This window comes from Actinospica durhamensis, from assembly GCF_018139695.1.
In the GTDB taxonomy this organism is placed as follows: domain Bacteria; phylum Actinomycetota; class Actinomycetes; order Streptomycetales; family Catenulisporaceae; genus Actinospica; species Actinospica durhamensis.
This window is the reverse complement of record NZ_JAGSOG010000192.1, coordinates 1-17,375: the sequence shown is the minus strand read 5'-3', so window position 1 is coordinate 17,375 and position 17,375 is coordinate 1. Positions and strand designations below refer to the sequence as shown.

General features: G+C 71.7%; 15 protein-coding genes. 7 read left to right on the top strand and 8 right to left on the bottom strand.

Translation table 11 applies throughout. The features are described 5' to 3' along the window. Positions 1–2,031, top strand: a 2,031-nt coding sequence (locus KDL01_RS28605; RefSeq protein ID WP_212531740.1) for a glycosyl hydrolase family 28 protein, incomplete at its 5' end; no start/stop codon positions are given. A 32-nt stretch (positions 2,032–2,063) separates the two neighbouring features. Here KDL01_RS28605 and KDL01_RS28600 read toward each other — a convergent pair. The 3 genes from KDL01_RS28600 to KDL01_RS28590 form a co-directional block, all read right to left on the bottom strand. Then, a complete protein-coding gene (locus tag KDL01_RS28600) occupies positions 2,064–3,950 on the bottom strand; it encodes a caspase, EACC1-associated type (protein WP_212531739.1) in 1,887 nt (628 codons plus the stop codon). After that, positions 3,947–4,438, bottom strand: a complete 492-nt coding sequence (locus KDL01_RS28595; RefSeq protein ID WP_212531738.1) for a hypothetical protein — start codon at positions 4,436–4,438, stop codon at positions 3,947–3,949. Before KDL01_RS28595 ends, KDL01_RS28600 begins: the two co-directional genes overlap by 4 nt. Positions 4,439–4,576: 138 nt before the next feature. Next, positions 4,577–5,812 (bottom strand): NsdA family TPR-like regulatory protein, encoded by a 1,236-nt coding sequence (locus KDL01_RS28590; RefSeq protein WP_212531737.1) that lies wholly within the window; start codon positions 5,810–5,812, stop codon positions 4,577–4,579. Positions 5,813–5,992: 180 nt separating this feature from the next. Here KDL01_RS28590 and KDL01_RS28585 point away from each other — a divergent pair, with 180 nt between their 5' ends. The 3 genes from KDL01_RS28585 to cutA are packed head-to-tail and all read left to right on the top strand — an operon-like array spanning position 5,993 to position 7,378. Continuing rightward, positions 5,993–6,445, top strand: a complete 453-nt coding sequence (locus KDL01_RS28585) for an STAS domain-containing protein (protein ID WP_212531736.1) — start codon at positions 5,993–5,995, stop codon at positions 6,443–6,445. A 12-nt stretch (positions 6,446–6,457) separates the two neighbouring features. Next, the gene (locus KDL01_RS28580; RefSeq protein ID WP_212531735.1) at positions 6,458–6,976 is read left to right on the top strand and encodes an SsgA family sporulation/cell division regulator; all 519 of its coding nucleotides are present in this window, start codon (positions 6,458–6,460) and stop codon (positions 6,974–6,976) included. 9 nt (positions 6,977–6,985) lie between these two features. Next, positions 6,986–7,378 (top strand): divalent-cation tolerance protein CutA, encoded by a 393-nt coding sequence (cutA, locus tag KDL01_RS28575; protein WP_212531734.1) that lies wholly within the window; start codon positions 6,986–6,988, stop codon positions 7,376–7,378. Positions 7,379–7,489: 111 nt separating this feature from the next. Here cutA and KDL01_RS28570 read toward each other — a convergent pair whose 3' ends face one another. The 3 genes from KDL01_RS28570 to gatA all read right to left on the bottom strand — a co-directional run bounded on the left by KDL01_RS28570 (position 7,490) and on the right by gatA (position 10,360). Next, positions 7,490–7,819: a DUF6221 family protein gene (locus KDL01_RS28570; protein WP_212531733.1), complete on the bottom strand. Its 330-nt coding sequence runs from the start codon at positions 7,817–7,819 to the stop codon at positions 7,490–7,492. Positions 7,820–7,951: 132 nt separating this feature from the next. Beyond that, on the bottom strand, positions 7,952–8,743 hold the full coding sequence (locus tag KDL01_RS28565; protein ID WP_212531732.1) for a metallophosphoesterase: 792 nt from the start codon (positions 8,741–8,743) through the stop codon (positions 7,952–7,954). A 168-nt stretch (positions 8,744–8,911) separates the two neighbouring features. Beyond that, a complete protein-coding gene (gatA, locus tag KDL01_RS28560) occupies positions 8,912–10,360 on the bottom strand; it encodes an Asp-tRNA(Asn)/Glu-tRNA(Gln) amidotransferase subunit GatA (RefSeq protein WP_212531741.1) in 1,449 nt (482 codons plus the stop codon). A gap of 355 nt (positions 10,361–10,715) precedes the next feature. Between gatA and KDL01_RS28555 the strand changes: the two genes are divergently transcribed. The 3 genes from KDL01_RS28555 to KDL01_RS28545 all read left to right on the top strand — a co-directional run bounded on the left by KDL01_RS28555 (position 10,716) and on the right by KDL01_RS28545 (position 15,221). After that, complete coding sequence (locus KDL01_RS28555; protein WP_212531731.1) at positions 10,716–11,390, top strand: LysE family transporter; 675 nt, start codon at positions 10,716–10,718, stop codon at positions 11,388–11,390. A gap of 211 nt (positions 11,391–11,601) precedes the next feature. Next, positions 11,602–13,437, top strand: coding sequence for an ABC transporter ATP-binding protein (locus KDL01_RS28550; RefSeq protein WP_212531730.1), 1,836 nt, complete (start codon positions 11,602–11,604; stop codon positions 13,435–13,437). Then, positions 13,434–15,221, top strand: coding sequence for an ABC transporter ATP-binding protein (locus KDL01_RS28545; RefSeq protein ID WP_212531729.1), 1,788 nt, complete (start codon positions 13,434–13,436; stop codon positions 15,219–15,221). The genes KDL01_RS28550 and KDL01_RS28545 overlap by 4 nt, the downstream gene beginning before the upstream one ends. Before the next feature lie 19 nt (positions 15,222–15,240). On the opposite strand, the gene KDL01_RS28540 is transcribed toward KDL01_RS28545, so the two are convergent. Together KDL01_RS28540 and KDL01_RS28535 are read right to left on the bottom strand one after the other, a co-directional pair. After that, a complete protein-coding gene (locus KDL01_RS28540; protein ID WP_212531728.1) occupies positions 15,241–15,558 on the bottom strand; it encodes a hypothetical protein in 318 nt (105 codons plus the stop codon). Positions 15,559–15,615: 57 nt separating this feature from the next. Next, positions 15,616–17,070: a hypothetical protein gene (locus tag KDL01_RS28535; RefSeq protein WP_212531727.1), complete on the bottom strand. Its 1,455-nt coding sequence runs from the start codon at positions 17,068–17,070 to the stop codon at positions 15,616–15,618. Positions 17,071–17,375: the final 305 nt, after the last annotated feature.

Sequence of the window (17,375 nt, the reverse complement as noted above, 5' to 3'; positions counted from 1 at the left end):
CGTCGGGCCGGTCCGGCGCGTCGTGGGCCGGCGGTGTTGGCGGCGGCGGTCGCGGCGCTGCTCGTGGGCATGCTGGCGGTGGTCCTGTCCCCGTCCGCGGCCAACGCGGCCGCGGACGCCGGGAGCTACACCGTCTCCAATGCCGCCTCCGGCCTGTGCCTGGACCTGCCCGGCTCCAGCACCGCCACCGGCACCCAACTCGACCTCCAGACCTGCACCGGAGCGAGCAACCAGACCTGGACCCTGGCCACCGCGACCACCGGATACACCATCACCTCGGCGTCCTCCAAGCTCTGCCTCGGTATCGCGGGGGCGTCCACGTCCGCGGGCAAGGCCGTGGAGCAGGAGACCTGTAGCGGCGCCACCAGCCAGGAGTGGACGCTGGCCGCGGGTACGAGCACGTACCAGATCGTGAATGTCAACAGCAGTAAGTGTGTCAACGCCAGTGAGAACGCGACCACGGCGGGCACCCTCGTCGTGCAGAACAGTTGCGATTCCACCAGCACCAAGTCGTGGAATCTGACCGCGGGCGGGACGGTGCCGACGACCTCGGCATCGGCGTCCGCCTCGGCATCGGCATCGCCGAGCAAGTCGGCGTCAGCGTCTGCCTCGGCGAGCGCGTCCGCGTCGGCCAGCGCGTCGGCGTCTCCGACGTCCAGTTCCGGCGGCACCACGATCGCCACGGGCGACAGCCGCACGGTGACCGAGCCGACGATTCCTGCGGTCTGCCAGACGCTGACGGCGACGCTGGCCACGAGCAACGAGCAGTTCACCAGCAGCCAGGAGGCCAGCCCGCCGGACACCTCCCGGATCCAGGCCGCGCTCACCGCGTGCAAGGGCACGGACGAGGCGGTGGAGCTGACCGGCAGCGGCAGCGACAACGCGTTCCTCTCGGCGCCGCTGACCGTCCCCACCGGCGTCTACCTGGTGATCAACGACAACGCGACCCTGTACGCCACCACCGTCGCCTCGCAGTACCAGTCCAGTTCCTCGGACGTGTGCGGCACGATCGGCAGCAGCGACAGCGGCTGCAACCCGTTCATCAAGGTCTCCGGCGCCAACTCCGGCATCGAGGGCATCCGCGGCTCCAGCGGTGCGCAGGGCACCATCGACGGCCGCGGCGACCTGGACATCTACGGCACCACCACCACGTGGTGGCAGCTGGGCACGACGGCCGGCAACGAGAGCGAGAAGCAGAACAACCCGCGGCTGATCGTCTTCGAGGACGCGAACAACGCCGTGCTCTACGACATCAACCTGGTCAACGCCGCGTTCTTCCACGTCACGTACGAGAAGGGCAGCGGCTTCACCGCCTGGGGCGTGCGGATCAAGACGCCCGCCACCGCGCGCAACACCGACGGGATCGACCCGGACGCCGCGAGCAACGTCACCATCGAGGACTCCTACATCCAGGACGGCGACGACGGCATCGCGATCAAGGGCGGCAGCGGCGCGTCCAGCGACATCACCATCGTGAACAACCACTTCTACGGCACCCACGGCATCTCGGTCGGCAGCGAGACGAACGACGGGGTCTCCAACGTGCTGGTGGAGGACAACACGGTTCAGGGCACGGACAGCTCCGGCAACGTCAGCACGCTCAACAACGGCATCCGGATCAAGAGCTACCCGAGCAAGGGCGGCACGGTCTCGGACGTGACGTACATCGACACGTGCCTGAGCGGCATCGAGAACCTGGTGGAGCTCAACCCGCGCTACGACTCCTCCAGCAGCACCAGCGACATCCCCGAGTTCACCGGCGTCCTGGTGGACGGGCTCACCTCGGTGAACTCCGTCTCCGGCGCCACCTCCACGATCGAGGGCTACGACTCCTCGCACATCACCGGACTCACGCTGCAGTACGTGAATCTCGACAACACGTCATACACGGCCGAGTACGCGAACGTCGCGGAGTACGACTCGAACCTGCAGCCGTCCTCCGGCACCGGCGTCACGCTGGCCAAGCTCTCCGCCCCGGTGGCCACGGGCAGCGTGCCGAGCTGCACGTTCCCCGCGTTCCCGAGCCTGTAGGGCCTTGCCGCGCCCGAAGGATGGCCCCAGGGTTACTCTTCGGGCGCGGTGAGTTCGTCGATCGCCTCGATCCACTGACCGACCAGGTCGGCGAGGTCGGAGAACATCTCCTGGTAGTCCGACTCGCTGATCGGGTCGTCGCGCAGGCTCTCGGTGAGGGACGTGACCGCGGAGATCGGGTCCGGGCCCGTGAGCGCCTCGGCCGCGTCGGTGAGGAATTCGGTGGCCTCGTTCAGGAAGCTGTCGAGCTCGGTGGCGTGGGTGCCGTTCTTCCGGGCGTCGCGGATGCTCTTGGAGAGATCGTCGCAGAATCCGATGACGGCGTCCCGGATGAAGGCCGCACCGGGACCCTCCACCCAGCGTCGCGTGCTGAGCGTGAGTTCCAGCACCTGGTCGGCCAGCCGCTCGGCCTGGGCCGAGGACGCGCTGAGCATAGGCCGACGCGGGGCGAGGGACGCCGCAAACGCACTGATCGCCTCGCGCAGCGCTTCGTGCCCGGCGAACCCGCGCACGGCGTGGGCGAACCGGTACAGGGCGGCGATCGCGTCATCGCTGTGCGGAGGGGAAGGCGAATACCAGGGCGCAGGCGCGACGTATACGCCCGGGGCCGACTCCGGCGGCGCCGGAGGGTCCGGCTCGACCAGGAACCGGGTCGCGAACTCGTGCGCCAGGCCGTAGCTGCGCCGGTAGAGCTCGGGCGTCGCGACGCGCTTGAGCAGGTCGGAGCCGGTGTTGACGGCGATCTCCAGCGCCCGGACCAGCTGGCCGAGGGCGCCGGCGAAGCCGGGGTCGCGCACGAGTGCCTCGAGGGTCTCGAGCGCGTCGGAGACCGCGTACACCGCCGTCGGGTCCTGCTCCAACCGGCGCAACGCGGCGAACAGCTGGCTCACCGCGCGGTCGGCGTCGTGGTCGTCCGCGAGCTCCTGCAGCGAACCGAGCAGCGCCCACCATGCCGAGGGCAGCCGAGCCGCCATCAGCACCGTGCGCACCTGGTAGACCAGGCCGATTACCGCCTGGGTCAGGGCCTTGCCGCCGGGCAACACCTGTCCGAACGTGGCCAGTCGGCCCAGCACGCCGTTGCCCTCCCCGCCGCCGAGGACCGGCGCGGCCGCGGCCGGTATCGCGGGCAGCGGGGCGCGGAAGAACGGGTTGCGCGCGACGAAGAGGCGGCCGACGACGTCGGCGTTCCACATGTGCGGCGTTTGGACGGCGCCGCGCCTGAGCAGCCGTGCGGTGGCGTACTCGAACCACTCGTTCACGGCCACGTGGCCGTCGCCGTCGAGGTCGGCCAGTCCCGAACGCAGCCCGTGGATGAGCGCCTCGGTGAAGATCGAGGGCACCGGGTCCGAGCCGGTCAGCGTGTCGGTGTCCTCGTACGCGCTCTCGATCGACCCGGACGCGGTGATGATCGCGCGGCCGGTGCCGGAGACGATCTCGGCCAGGTGGCCCAGGTCGGTGGTCAGCGTCGTGCCCTTGGCGCCCTTCGGGAACGCGCCGCTGTAGCAGCAGTCGAGCACGACCACGACCCGGTCGGCCGCCGACTTCTTCAGCAGCCGGTGCACGAACCCGCCGTCGACGCCGGTGGCCTGCAACCGCCGCTTGAGCGTGTCGCGGGCGGCGAAGTAGAACTCGCCGTCCTCGCGGTAGCCGTGGCAGGAGAAGTACAGCAGCAGGAAGTCGTCGCGGGTGCGGTCGCTGAGAAACTCCTCGAGCGAGGTGCGGATCGTCGAGTACGGGGCGTTGAGTACCGTGGTGACCGCGAAGTCGCCGATCGAGGGGTCCGCCAGCGCCGCCGCGAGCCCCTCGGCGTCGGCGGCGGGGGAGCGCAGCTGGGCCCAGTCGGCGTCGTCGTACTCGTCGGTGGCCACGAGTAGCGCGTGCCGCTGCGGCGCCCGCCACGAGCTCTGGTCGGCGCTCACGCGGCCGGGCTGTCGCCGTCCGCGGCGCCCAGGGCGCCCGCGAACTCCCCGGCCGCCGGGCCGCCGCGTCCATCAGCTCCCTGCGAGACGGCTCCCGGTGACCCGGCTTCCCGCGAGTCCAGCCGCGACTCAGCCCGCTGTGACACGGCGATCCAGTGCTCGATCAAACCCTGCTGCTGCTCCCAGGTGGCCCGGTCGATCTCCAGAGTCCCGGCAGGCGAGGTCAGCTTGACCGAACGGTGCCGCGAGCCGCCCACCCACTCCCGCACCACGCCGAGCAGCGCCACCAGCACCGGCGAGCTGATCAGCGCGAGCACGACCTCCCCGGTCGTCGCCGGGTCCCCCTTCGCGCCCGGCTGCGCGCCCGCCGCGGCAGACGTGCCCGCCGGCGCGAGCGTGCCGAGCCGGCGCAGGTCCTCGGTCAGCGGCGCGACGGCGTCCTCGAGCCGTTGCGGCGCCAACGCGGCGTCGTTTAGTTCCAACCGCACGGCGATATCGTCCATACCTGCGCAGTCCCACCCCTCGGCCCGAGCATCCTCATCCGGCGTCCCGCCTCGCCAAGTATGCCCTGAAAGCACGTCAGACACGCAGCGGAAGTCCCGATTCCCGGGCCGGTCCGCGGCGGCTCACGCCTCGGCGGCGCGCTCGAGCAGCTCCCGGACGGCGGGCACCGCGCTGTGCGGGTGCAGTTGGCGCAGCACGGTGCCGGCCAGGCGGACGGGGCGGGCGGAGGCGACGTGCTCGGCCAGGTCCAGCGCCCGGCCCGTGGTCAGTGCCGCCGCCTCCACCTCGCCGGCGTCGACGTACGCCCCGGCCAGCCACATCAGGTAGAGCGACTTGTCCCGGGCGTGGAAGTCTTCGTACTCGGCCAGTACCGACTCCAGGATCGGCACCGCCCGCAGCGGCCGGCGCAGCACCGCCCAGCTGCGGCCCTCGATGATCCGCTGCTCGCGCTCGTCCGCCCACACGGCCCAGTCCGGCAGCGGACGGCCGTCCGGTTCGCGCAGGTGCCGCGCGGCGATCTCCAGCGCCGTCTGGGTCGCGCCGACCTGCCCGGCCACCGCGTGCGCCCAGGCCAGCCGCTGCGCGAACAGCACCCGCGCGCCGGACGGCGCCCGGTCCCCGGCCTCCCGGTACGCCTCGGCCGCGGTGGCCACCGACTCCTGGCCGATCTGGTTCTGCTGGTAGCCGAGCAGGGCGAACGCGTTGCCCGCCAGCGCCGCGTCGCCCGCGCTGCGTGCCGCCTCGTGCGAGGCCAGGTACAGCTGCTCGGCCCGCTCGTGCATCCCCGCGTCGAACGCCGCCCAGCCCGCCTGCTGCGCCTGCTCGGCGTAGAGCGCGGCGAGCAGCCGCCCGGTCGCCGCGGTGTAGCTCGCCGCGCGGATCAGCGTCCTGGTCTCCTCCAGGTCGAGCGCGTAGAGCTGGTAGGTGTCGGCGCCGCCGAGGTAGTCGTCGAGCCTGCGGTGCCGGGCCGTGCGCGCCCGCAGCAGCTCCACGTCCGAGGCCGCGACGCGTCCTGGGGCGATGAGCCGGATCGGCCGGGACTGCCCCGCCGCCGCGTCGCCCGCCCCGGCGGCCTCGAGCGGCCGTGCCTCGGGTGCGGTGTCCGTGGGGCGCTGGAAGCCGAGCTCCCGGTACGGGCAGGACGTGACGAGTTCCAGAGCCCTGCGATACACCGGCCGGGCCGAGCGGGACGCGCCCGACTCCCAGCGCTGCACCAGCCGCTTGGTCGCGTCGTTCGGCTCGCCGAGCCGTTCGCCCGCCCCGCGCAGCCGGGCCGCGAACTCGTCCTGGGAGAGATTCAGGGCCAGGCGAATGCCTCGCAGAGTCCTGTTCGGCGAACGGTCCTCACGTTCAGGCACAGAGAGTAACGATAGTGCATGCAGTCCGCGCGACAGGGCAGGTCGGGCGAATACGGCGGCGAATGCGGGCGCAATGACGTCGAAATGACGCCCGCATCGTCACGGCGACCGGGACCCGCGCGCGCTTCAATAGCAGTCGGCGGGCCCAGACGCCGTGGCGCGAGGCAGGAGGAATCGTCGATGACCGAACCGTCCCCGGGCGGCGCTCGGGCGCGCCCCGGCTACAGCCGGCGGTTTCCGAGCAGCCTGCTGTCGGCCGAGATCTGGCTGGAACGGGGCCTGGTCGCGGCCCGGCTGGGCGGCGAGCTCGACATCTACTCGGCCGCCGACCTGGGCGCGGCCCTCGGCGAGGCGCAGCGCGAGGCGGACCGGGGCAGCGTGCTGTTCCTGCTCGAGGCGCTCACGTTCGCCGACAGCTCCGCGCTCGGCGTGTTCGTCGGCGCGCTCAAACGCGCCCGGGCGGCCGGCGGCGGCGTCGCGCTCGTCGGGGTGCCGGAGTTTCTGCTGAAAACGCTGCGCGTGACGGGATTGGCGACTCATCTGCCCGCCTTCGCCACCGTCGAAGAGGGCTGGGACAGGTTGGAAACGGCATCAGGGCGCGCCGAAGCGCCGGAGAACACCCATACACAGTGAGGTCGGTGCGCGATGGCGGTGCGAAGGAGTGCCGGTGGCTGGGCCACCGGCCTGTCGTGTGGAATCTTCCTCGATCTGGCGGTCCTGACCTCGGAGTCGGGTGACGCCGAGGTGCTCGGCGTGCTGCGCTATGACCGCGACGACCCCTTCGCGGTGCGCCTCGACTGCCACGCCGACGGTCAGCCCCCGGTCGTGTGGCGCTTCGCCCGCGAGACGCTGGAGGCCGGCGTGCGCGGGCGCGCCGGGGCCGGCAGCGTGCTGGTGTGCAACGGGATGGCCACCGGCCCGGACCAGGTCTACATCCTGCTGTGCAATCCCGACGCCCACTGCGTGCTGCGCGGAAGCCTGGAGGAGTTCGAGGTCTTCCTCGCCCGCACCCGGCAGGTGGTGCCCTACGGCCGGGAGCGCGAGCACGTCGAGCTGGACGCCTACCTCGCCGAACTCACCGGCGAGGACCGGTACGACGAACTGACGGCGGAGCGCGGCGGCCCGGACGGCCACGAGCCGGACGGCTGGGGCGGCGCGCGGTAGGCTGCGCAGGTGGCCGACGATCTGCTCCGCGTGCTCACCTCAGCCCCCGACCTGGCCTCGGCCCAGGACCTCGCCCGCTCCGCCGTGGCCGCCGGCCTCGCCGGAAACGCCCAGGTCCTGGGGCCGGTCTTCGCCGTCTTCCGCCACCTCGGCGAGGTGGGCGAGGGCTCGGAGTTCCAGGTCGTACTCGCCAGCACCGTCCAGGCCTACCCGGCGCTCGAGCGGCACCTGCTCGACGCCCATCCGTGGCAGAACCCGGAGATTGTGGCGCTGCCGGTGACGCACACGCCCGCGGCCTACGCCCGCTGGCTGCGGGAGGCGACCGGCGGCGGCGCCGAGGCCGGGACCGTCGACGCCGAGCCCGAGATCGAGGCCGAGACCGAGCCTGCCACCGCGGACTGACCAGGCCGCGCCCGGCCGACCGTCTTGTGGCGCGAACACCGGCAGATCAGCAACGGGATTCTGCATCGCGTCTTCCACGGCACCGCCACGGTCGCGGCCGTCTGCATCTGGCTACGTGCCTGAGCCCTCGGGCCTCTGACCGGGCCGCCACCGGGCCTGGAAACCCGGCTCGCCGTGGTAGATCGATGCCAAGTGCCGCACCGCTTCCTCGAGACCGGCAGCCCGTCCGAGCGTGAAGACGTCGTGACCATCCACGCCGCCTGACTCTCTGCCCACGGCCCTGGCATACGCCTCCACCACCGCCCGCATCCCGTCGAGCATGGGCACAGTGCTGTCCAAAAGCACGTCCACGCCGGTCGGGGCGAGGGCTTGAACGGCGACCACGTTGTGTTCGTCCGCATCCAACCTAGCCCTGAGAAAGCTGATCAGCTCAAGGTCCATGACGGACATCGTTGCCTGTCTTGGCGATGCCTCCAAGCGAGATCTCGATCCGCAGAATCGGCCGGACAGAACCCGGTCGTTCTGCGTCGTCGGCTGCGCCGGTCCGGCCGCGCGGGTCGCGCCCGCTGGGCTTCAGAGCATGACGGTGCGGAAGTGCGTGGTCAGCCGTCCGTCGTCTTCGAGTACGTGGAAGGCGAGCGCGGGCGGCAGGTCGCGGTCGACGTGGTCTTGGGCGTCGGCGCGCTTCTCCCAGGGGAGCCGCAGGGTGGAGACGACGCCGGGTGCGACCAGCAGGGGGCGGTCGGCGAAGACGGTGGCGGCGGCGGTGTGGGCGTGGCCGCAGAGGTATCCGGCGATGTTCGGGTACTGCCGCCCGATCGCGGCCAGCCGCTCGGCGCCGAACTGCCGGATCTCGTCGATGAACGGGATGTGCAGCCGCTCCGGCGGGTGGTGGAAGGCGACCAGTACCGGCACGTCCGGCTCGGTGTGGTCCAGCACGCTCTCGAGCCAGTCCAGGGTCTCGGCGTCCAGATAGCCCTCGCCCTTGCCCGGCACCGAGGAGTCGCAGGCCGCGATGACGCAGTGCTCCAGACGCAGCACCTGGTTGATCGGCGCCACCTGCGAGGACCCGTCCACGGTGGACTGCAGCAGATGGCTGCGGAACGCGGCGCGCTCGTCGTGGTTGCCCGGGCATATCAGGGTCGGGTGCCGGGAGGTGAGCACCTCGCGGGCCGAGGCGTACTCGGCCGGCTCGCCGTGGTCCGCGATGTCGCCGGTGACCAGCACCGCGTCGAGGTCGTACGGCAGCTGGTCGAGATAGTCCATCACCGCGCGGGTCCGCCGCACACTGCGCACCCCCTCGGGCGTGTGCTGCCCGACGAGGTCGATGTGGACGTCGCTGACATGCGCGATCACGAGGGTCACGATCCAGGCCTTTCCGCGGGAGATCGGGTACCGCACCGCCACGCTATCGTGACGGCCACGCTCCGCGATCGCCGGACCGTCCGGCCGCCCGCGCCCGCAGCGTCCTCGGCGGCCTCAGCGACCTCGGCGCCCGCAGCGCTCTCGGCGGCCTCAGCGACCAGAGCGCCCTCAGAGTGCGGGAACCTCGTCCAGCAGTGCGCCGCCCCAGGCCTGGTGCAGCGCCGACTCCAGCGCCGCGCCGACCCGGAAGAGCCGGTCCTCGGCCAGCGCGGGGGCCATGATCTGCAGCCCGACCGGCAGGCCGTCCTCCGGGGCCAGACCGCAGGGTACGGACATGGCCGTGTTCCCGGCCAGGTTGGACACGATCGTGCACAGGTCGGCCAGGTACATCGCCACCGGGTCGTCCACCCGCTCGCCGATCGGGAACGCGGTGGTCGGGGTGGTCGGCGAGACCAGCACGTCCACGTGCTGGAACACCGCGGCGAAGTCCCGCAGCACCAGCGTGCGCACCTTCTGCGCCGAGCCGTAGTAGGCGTCGTAGTAGCCGGTGGACAGGGCGTAGGTGCCCAGCATGATCCGGCGCTTGACCTCGGGGCCGAACCCGGCCGCTCGCGTCAGGGCGCTGACGTCCTCGAGGGAGGCGTCCGGGTCCGCGGGCACCCGCAGGCCGTAGCGCACCGCGTCGAACCGGGCCAGGTTCGAGGAGGCCTCGCTGGTCGCGATGAGGTAGTACGCGGACAGCGCGTACGGGAACGAGGGGCAGGAGACCTCCACCACCTCGGCGCCGAGCTTGCCGAGCAATTCCACCGACTCGTGGAAGCGCTGCGTCACCCCGTCCTGATAACCCTCGCCGGACAGCTCCCGCAGCACGCCCACGCGCAGCCCGCGCACGTCCGCGCCGCGCACCGCCGCCACCGCCGAGTCCACCGGAGCGTCGATCGAGGTGGAGTCCAGCGGGTCGTGCCCGGCGATCGCCTCGTAGAGGAGCGCGGCGTCGAGCACCGTGCGCGCGCACGGACCGCCCTGGTCGAGCGAGGAGGAGTAGGCCACCAGGCCGTACCGGGAGACCCGGCCGTAGCTCGGCTTGAGCCCGACCGTGCCGGTGAGCGCGGCCGGCAGCCGGATCGAGCCGCCGGTGTCGGTGCCCATCGCCAGCGGCGCCTGGAACGCGGCCAGCGCCGCGGCCGAACCGCCGCCGGAGCCGCCCGGGATCCGGGTCAGGTCCCAGGGATTGCGGGTCGGGCCGTACGCGGAGTTCTCGGTGGACGAGCCCATGGCGAACTCGTCCATGTTGGTCTTGCCCAGGATCACCACGTCGGCTTCGCGCAGCCGCCGGGTGACGGTGGCGTCGTACGGGGGAAGCCAGCCCTCGAGGATCTTGGAGCCGCAGGTGGTCGGCACGCCCCGGGTGGTGAAGACGTCCTTGAGGCCGAGCGGCACTCCGGCCAGCGGTCCGAGCCGTGCCCCGGCGGCCCGCTTGGCGTCCACGGCCCGGGCCGCGGCCCGCGCGCCCTCGGCGTCCACGTGCAGGAAGGCGTGCACCCGCTCGTCCGTGGCCGCGATCCGCGCCAGCGCCGCGTCGGTCACCTCCAGCGCCGAGACCTCGCCCGCGGCGATCGCCTGCGCGGTCCGCGCGGCCGTCCAGCGCGTCGGGTCGGCCTGGTCACGCTGTCGCTCGCGGCCGTCGGACTCGACCCGGGCGGCGGCGTGCGGCGTGATTCCAGACAAAGCGACGGTTCCCTCATCAGTGTACGGATATGGAAGCCCCGGACGGGCGCAGGACCCGATGGTACCGGCCGGGCCCGGGCGCCTCGGGCTTCGCCTCGCCGGATGAGACGGCCCGCGCCCGGCCTGGGGGAAAACGCCGTGCGCGTCGCCGGATCCGCTCCCTAAGCTGCTGGACGGCGGCGCCGGCCTCGTGCGCCGTGACCGGTGCGCTCACGGGTGCCACGACCGTCGCGGGGGAGGGAACATGACCGGAATCCTGGTGGCCGGGCTGCTCGCGGGCTTCGGCATCGCCGTCCAGGTCGGCGCCATCACGGTGCTGATCATGACGCTCTCGGCGCACCATTCGCTGCGCACCGGACTGGCCGCGGGCCTTGGCACCGCCACCGCGGACGCCCTCTACGCCCTGACCGCCGCCACCGCGGGCGCCGGCGTCGCGGCCCTGCTGCGCCCGATCGCCGAGCCGATGCGCGACATCGCGTCCGCCGTGCTGATCCTCATCGCGGCCAGAGGCGTCGTCTCCGCCCTGCGCGCCCGCCGCGCCGCAGCCCGAGCCGCAGCCGCATCCGCAGCCCCCGCATCCGACTCCGCTCCGGCCGAGGCGAACGCACCGGACCTCAGGGTCCGGCGCCCGCTCGGCGCCTACTTCCAGGTGCTCGGCCTCACTATTCTCAACCCTCTGACGATCATCTACTTCTCCGTGCTGGTCCTGGGCCTGCACAACGGCCACTCCTGGAGTGTCGCGGACGGCGCGGTGTTCGTTCTCGCCACCTTCGCCGCCTCGGCCTGCTGGCAGTCCGTGCTCGCCCTCGGCGGCGCCGCCCTCGGCCACGTGCTGACCGGCGCTCGCGGCCGGCTCGGCTCCGCACTCGTCGGCAACGCGGTCATCGCGCTGCTCGCCGTGCACCTGCTGATGAGCTGACCGGCCCGCGCGCGGCGTCACAGGGGGTCGCAGGGAGTCGCGGGGGAGTCGAAGGCGTGTCGAAGCGCTTCGACTCCGAGTCGCCTGCAAATCCCCAGGCGCAGCCCAGCGTCGAGATCAGAATAAAGAATTGACAGGCCAGCCCGAGCCTGAAAGCGTCGAAGCGCTTCGATGAGGATGCGAACCGGAGAGTGAGGCCCCCGTCTTGGCCTTGTCAGACGAACGTCGCGCGATGCTGCGCATACGCAGGCAACTGCTCGGGCTGCTGCGCGACGGCGGATTGCCCGCCACGGTGCTCTTCAGCGTGATCCAGCTGGTCCAGGTGGTGCTGCCCGCGCTCACCGCCCTGGCCACCGCCGCCGTCGTCAACAGCGTCGGCACCACCGCGAACGCCGGCGTCTCGCGCGTGGTCACGCCGTTGGTGCTGCTTGCGGCGACGCTGATCGTGGCCCAGATCCTCTCCGCGATCCAGCTGCCCACCACGCTCGTGGTGCAGAGCCGGATCGACGTCGCGTACCGGGAACGGCTGGCCGACCTCGCCTCGCGCTCCGAGACCATCACCGTGCTCGAACAGCCCGCCGTGCAGGACCTGATCGCCACCGCGAACGCCGAGCCGAGCACCTGGATCGAGAAGACGCCCGGCCAGGGCTCGACCGCCCAGCTGCTGCTGATCGTGCGCTACGTCGGCCTCGTCTCCTCCGCGCTCGTGCTGGTGCGCTTCTCCTGGTGGCTGGTGCCCTTGCTGGTCCTGCCCGCCTTCGCGTTCCGCTACCTGGCCCTGCGCCAGTGGCTCAACCACTTCCGGATCTGGGCCCGCGGGATCGGCGACCACCGGCGCTACCAGTACTGGAGCAAGCTGGCCTTCGCGCCCGCCGAGGGCAAGGAGATCCGCGTCTTCGGGATCGACGACTGGATCTCGAGCACCGGCCAGAACCACGGCCTGACCCACATGCGCCCGGTCTGGGAGGACGACTACCGGGCCGCGCGGGCCAAGTGGCTGCAGAGCGCGCTGCTGTTCGTGCCGCTGGTGATCGTGTTCCTCGCGGTCTGCATCCAGACCGAGCACGGGCGCACCAGCCTCGCCACCGAGACCGTCGTGCTCACCGCCGCGTGGGCCGTGTTCCAGGCGGTCGGCTACACCTTCGACTCGGTCGCCGTGCAGGGCGTGGTCCCGGTGATGCAGGCCTACAACGCACTCGACGCCGCGCTCACCGACCCGCGCCGCACCGAGTCCGACACCCCGGCCCTGACCCGTACCCCGACCCTCGCCTTCGAGGGCGTCGGCTTCCACTACCCGGGCACCGAACGCGAGATCCTCAAGGGTCTTGACCTGGAGATCCGGCCCGGCGAACTCGTCGCGCTGGTGGGGATGAACGGCGCCGGCAAGTCCACCCTGACGAAGCTGCTCGCGGGCCTGTACGAGCCCACCGCGGGCACCATCCGGGCCGACGGCCGCGACATCGCCGAGATCGGATACGCGGCCTGGCGCCGGGAGCTGGCCGTCGTCTTCCAGGACTTCGTGCGCTACCCGCTCTCCGCCCGCGAGAACGTCGCGCTCGGCGCCGAGATCGACCAGGACGCGCTCGACGCCGCCGCCCGCGAAGCCGGCTTCGACGAGGTGCTCGCGCGCCTGCCCGAGGGCTGGGACACCCCGCTGTCCAAGGAGCGCGTGGGCGGGGTGGACCTGTCCGGCGGGCAGTGGCAGCAGGTCGTGCTCACCCGGGCGATCTACGCGATCAAGCACGGGGCCAAGATCCTCGTGCTGGACGAGCCGACCGCGCACCTGGACGTGCGCACCGAGTTCGAGGTCTTCGAACGCCTCACCCGGCTCGCCCGCGAGGCCACCGTCATCCTCATCTCGCACCGGCTGTCCACCGTGCGCCAGGCCGACCGGATCGTGCTGCTCGAGAACGGGCGCATCGCCGAGTCCGGCGACCACGACGCGCTCATGGAACTCGGCGGCGACTACGCCGCGATGTTCACCATCCAGGCCGAACGCTTCCAGAGCGGCTACGACGACCGCGTCGAAGAGGGGGAACTGCTGTGAGGACGCTCAGGACCCTGCGCGGCAACGCCACGCTGTTCCGGGAGATCTTCGGCCTGTGCTGGCGCCGGAGCAGACCGCTGTTCCTGACGGTGTGCGTCTGCATGACGCTCGACACCTTCGCCGTGGCCGCGATCGGCCTGTGCATGCGCGCGATGGTCTCCGGCACGATCGACTCGGACGGCACCGTGATCGTGGTCGGCGCCGTCGGCGCGGCCCTCGGCTACGCCCTGACCATCACCTTCACCGAGATCACCGGCGCGCTGCAGATCAACCTGTGCGAGCTCGTCGCGCGCGAGCACTACGACCGGCAGATCCAGCTGGCCGCGATGGGCATCGAAGGGATCGAACACCTCGAGCAGACCGAGTACCTGGACCAGCTCACCGCGCTCTACGACCAGACCTGGGCCATCGGTCGCTCCGCCTGGGGCGCGCTGGAGGCCACCGCCCTGGTCGTGCGGCTGTTCCTGGTGCTCGGCCTGCTCGGCAGCATCAGCCCGGTGCTGCTCGTCATCCTGCTCGCCGGCGTCATCCCGCTCTACTTCGAGCAGCGCGCCCGCACCCTGATCCAGAACGCCCAGCACGCCCGGTCCCAGGACAGGCGGCTGCAGCGGCGGCTGTTCGAGATCCTCACCGGCGGCGCCACCGGCAAGGAGGTGCGCGTCGCGGGCACCAGCACGCACCTGGTGCGGCTGCAGCGCGAGGCGGCCGAGCGCAGCGAGCTGATCTGGCGCCGGGCCAACCTGCGCGCCGGGCTGCTCAACGCCCTCGGGTGGAGCGTGTTCGTCGGCAGCTTCGTCGCCGGACTCGCCGTCGTGGTGGTCGACGCCGCGCACAACTCGGCCCACGTCGGCGACATCGTGCTGACCATCACCGTCGGCACCCAGCTGCGCTCGCTCGTGCAGAACGCGGTGCGCGCCTCCTCCAGCACCGGCGGCGCCGGACGCGTGCTCGAGCCCTACCGCTGGCTGCGCGAGTACGAGGCCGCACACACCTCCAAGGCCGCCGGGCCGGCCCCGGCCGGGCTGACCCGGGGCATCACCTTCGAGGACGTCACCTTCACCTACGGCAACAGCGACCGCCCCGCCCTGGACGCGGTGAACGTGACCCTGCCGGCCGGCAGCGTGGTCGCCGTCGTCGGCGAGTACGGCTCGGGCAAGACCACGATCGTGAAGCTGCTGGAGAAGATGTACCGCCCGACCTCCGGCCGCATCCTGATCGACGGCGTCGACCTGGCCGACATCGACACCCGCTCCTGGCGCACCGCCACCGCCGCGGCCTTCCAGGACTTCGGCCGCTACCACAGCACCTTCGCGCAGGGCATCGCGCTGGGCGACCTGGCCCACCCCGAGCGGCTCGGCACCGCCGTGGCCAACGCCGACGCGCAGATCCTGGTCGACCGCCTGCCCGACGGCGTCGACACCCAGCTCGGCCGCCCCTTCGGCGGTGTCGACCTGTCCGAGGGCCAGTGGCAGAAGCTCGCCCTGGCCCGCGCCTGCATGCGCGAGGCCCCGCTGCTGTTCGTGCTCGACGAACCGACCGCCTCGCTCGACGCCCCCAGCGAGCACGCCATCTTCGAGCGCTACATGGAACGCGCCCGCGCCATCGCCCCCGGCGGCATCACCGTGATCGTCTCCCACCGCTTCTCCACCGTCGCGGGCGCCGACCTCATCCTGGTCCTCGACAAGGGCCGCCTGGTCGAAGTCGGCTCCCACGAAGAACTGCTGGCGAAGTCCGCGACGTACGCGGACCTCTACTCCCTCCAGCAGACGGCGTACGCGGGTTAGGCGGCGTGAGCGCGGCGGGTCAGAGGTCGATCCTCACGTCGTCGACGGTCAGGTACCACTTCTTCTTGCGGGATTCCGGCCGGTGGAACTGGCAGGTCACCTTGCCCACCTTGAACGGCGAGTCCCAGGTGCGCAGCGTGATCGTCTTGGCCTTGGGACCGCTCATCGAGACGAAGATGTTGGTCTCGCCGATGCCGCCGTACGTGGAATGGGAGAAGCTGCACTGGGCCTGCGCCGGAACGGAATAGAACGAGACGTGGTAACTGACCCTTGTCCCACCCCAGTGATCGCGCGCGCTGTCCTGCGTCACGCTGACGTTGGTTGCCTTGCCCGCCACGGAGTCCATCCTTTCGTGTCGTGATCGTCCAGCTCGTGCATGTCCTGCCGCCCGGGCTCAGCCGAGCTTCGTGATCACGGGCGTGGTCAGTTCGACGGCGGCGCCGTTCCAGATGCGGATGAAGACGCCGCCGGCGGCCTCGGCGGCCTGGGGCAGCGTGCCGGCGGCGATCTGGCGGCCGTCGACGCTCTCGGTGTAGTGGCTGCCGTCGACGGTGATCGACAGGGTGTGCCACTCGTTGTCGGTCGCCGCGCCGATGGCCGGGCCGGAGTCGCCGGGATAGTCGTTGTCGCGGTAGCCGCCCACGCCCGGGTCGTACTGGATCGCGTGGCCGGTCACCGACGTCCCGTTCCCGCTCACGGTCGCGCGCGCCGCCACGCCCCAGCCGTACACCGGGTTCTCCAACGCGCCGCTGACCGTGACGGTGTAGTTCGCTCCCGGCGCGGCCAGGTAGATCCCGGCCCAGTACGTCGTGGCGGAAGTGATGCAGAAGGCGCCGCTGTCCCCGCCCTGCGTCACGGTGACCGGCCCGACCGCGCTCCAGCCGGTCGGCGGGCTCGCCGCGGCCGCGTCGGAGGGGCAGGACTCCGGCGTGGTCGGGGTGACCTTGGCGTTGCACAGCTGCGTCGGCACCTGCCCGGTGATCATCATCGAGGCGTCGGCCGCGGTGCGTGTCGGGATCTGGGTGTGCCGCTTGGAGAGATAGAATTCCAGGCCCGCCTGGGTGAAGTCGCCCTGGTTCAGTGCGCTGAGAAGCCCGTTCCAGTCGCTGATCCCGCTCGGCAGCCCGTAGGCGAGGTCGATCAGCGCGTCCTGGCGGGCCGGGGCCAGCTGGGCGAAGTCCGGATAGAACCGCTGCGCCGAAGCCAGTGCGGCGGTGTAGGAGTCGTTGAAGATCGAGGTCATCTGGTCCGGCGTCAGCACCGCCGTGCCCGCGAGTACGGCGTCGTAGTCCGCCTGGTACTTGGCCAGCTCGGCCCGTGCGCCCGGGGTGTCCAGGTTGTATCCGTAGCCGACCGTCGGGTGGTCCTCGGTGTCGATGTACACGTGCTGCCACGCGCCGCCCTCGAGGAACTGGATCATCGACTGCGCCGCGCAGCTCGGGCCCGCGGCCGCCGCGCGCTGGAGGCTGAAGTCGGAGCAGTCGGGCGAGCCCGAGCCGCTCACCTCGCCCGAGAACGCCGAGGCCCCGGCCGCGGGCGCGGTACCGGTCAGCGTGAACGCGGACCAGCCGCTCGCCGCCGGCTTCCAGGCCCCGGGCGTGATCGTGACCGCGCCCGGCCCGTCGGCCGCCGCGCCGGTGCCCGCGACCATGTTCAGGGTGCCGAAGGCCAGTTTCGGCAGCGCGTACGTCGCGTAGACGGTGCTCTTGACCGTCACCGTCCCGTGCAGTCCGGCCGCCGCGTCGAGATGTAGCCCGATCGCGCCCGCCGCGCAGTCCATCGTCCCGTCCCACGCGCCCACCAGCCAGGCCAGATCTCCGCTCGCGCTCGGCGCCGCGGTCTGTGCCACCGGTTGCGCCGGCGTCGCCACACTCGAACACGCCGCCGATACGCTCGCGACCAGGCCGGCGCAGCACGCGGCGACCACTCTTGCCCACCCTCGCACGACTGTTCTCCCTACAGTCCGGATGAAGCGCCCACCCCGCCGCGCACGGCCCACTCGTTCGCGCGGAAACACGGCGTTACCCGCCCACGCACGGCGGCACACGGCTTTCGCGACAGCACGCGAGAGCAACGGAGCGTGGACGACGCATTCACGGTACGCAGTCAGGTGCCGCCGTCGCAAGGCCTTCGGCGGGATCCGCGGCTCCCGCC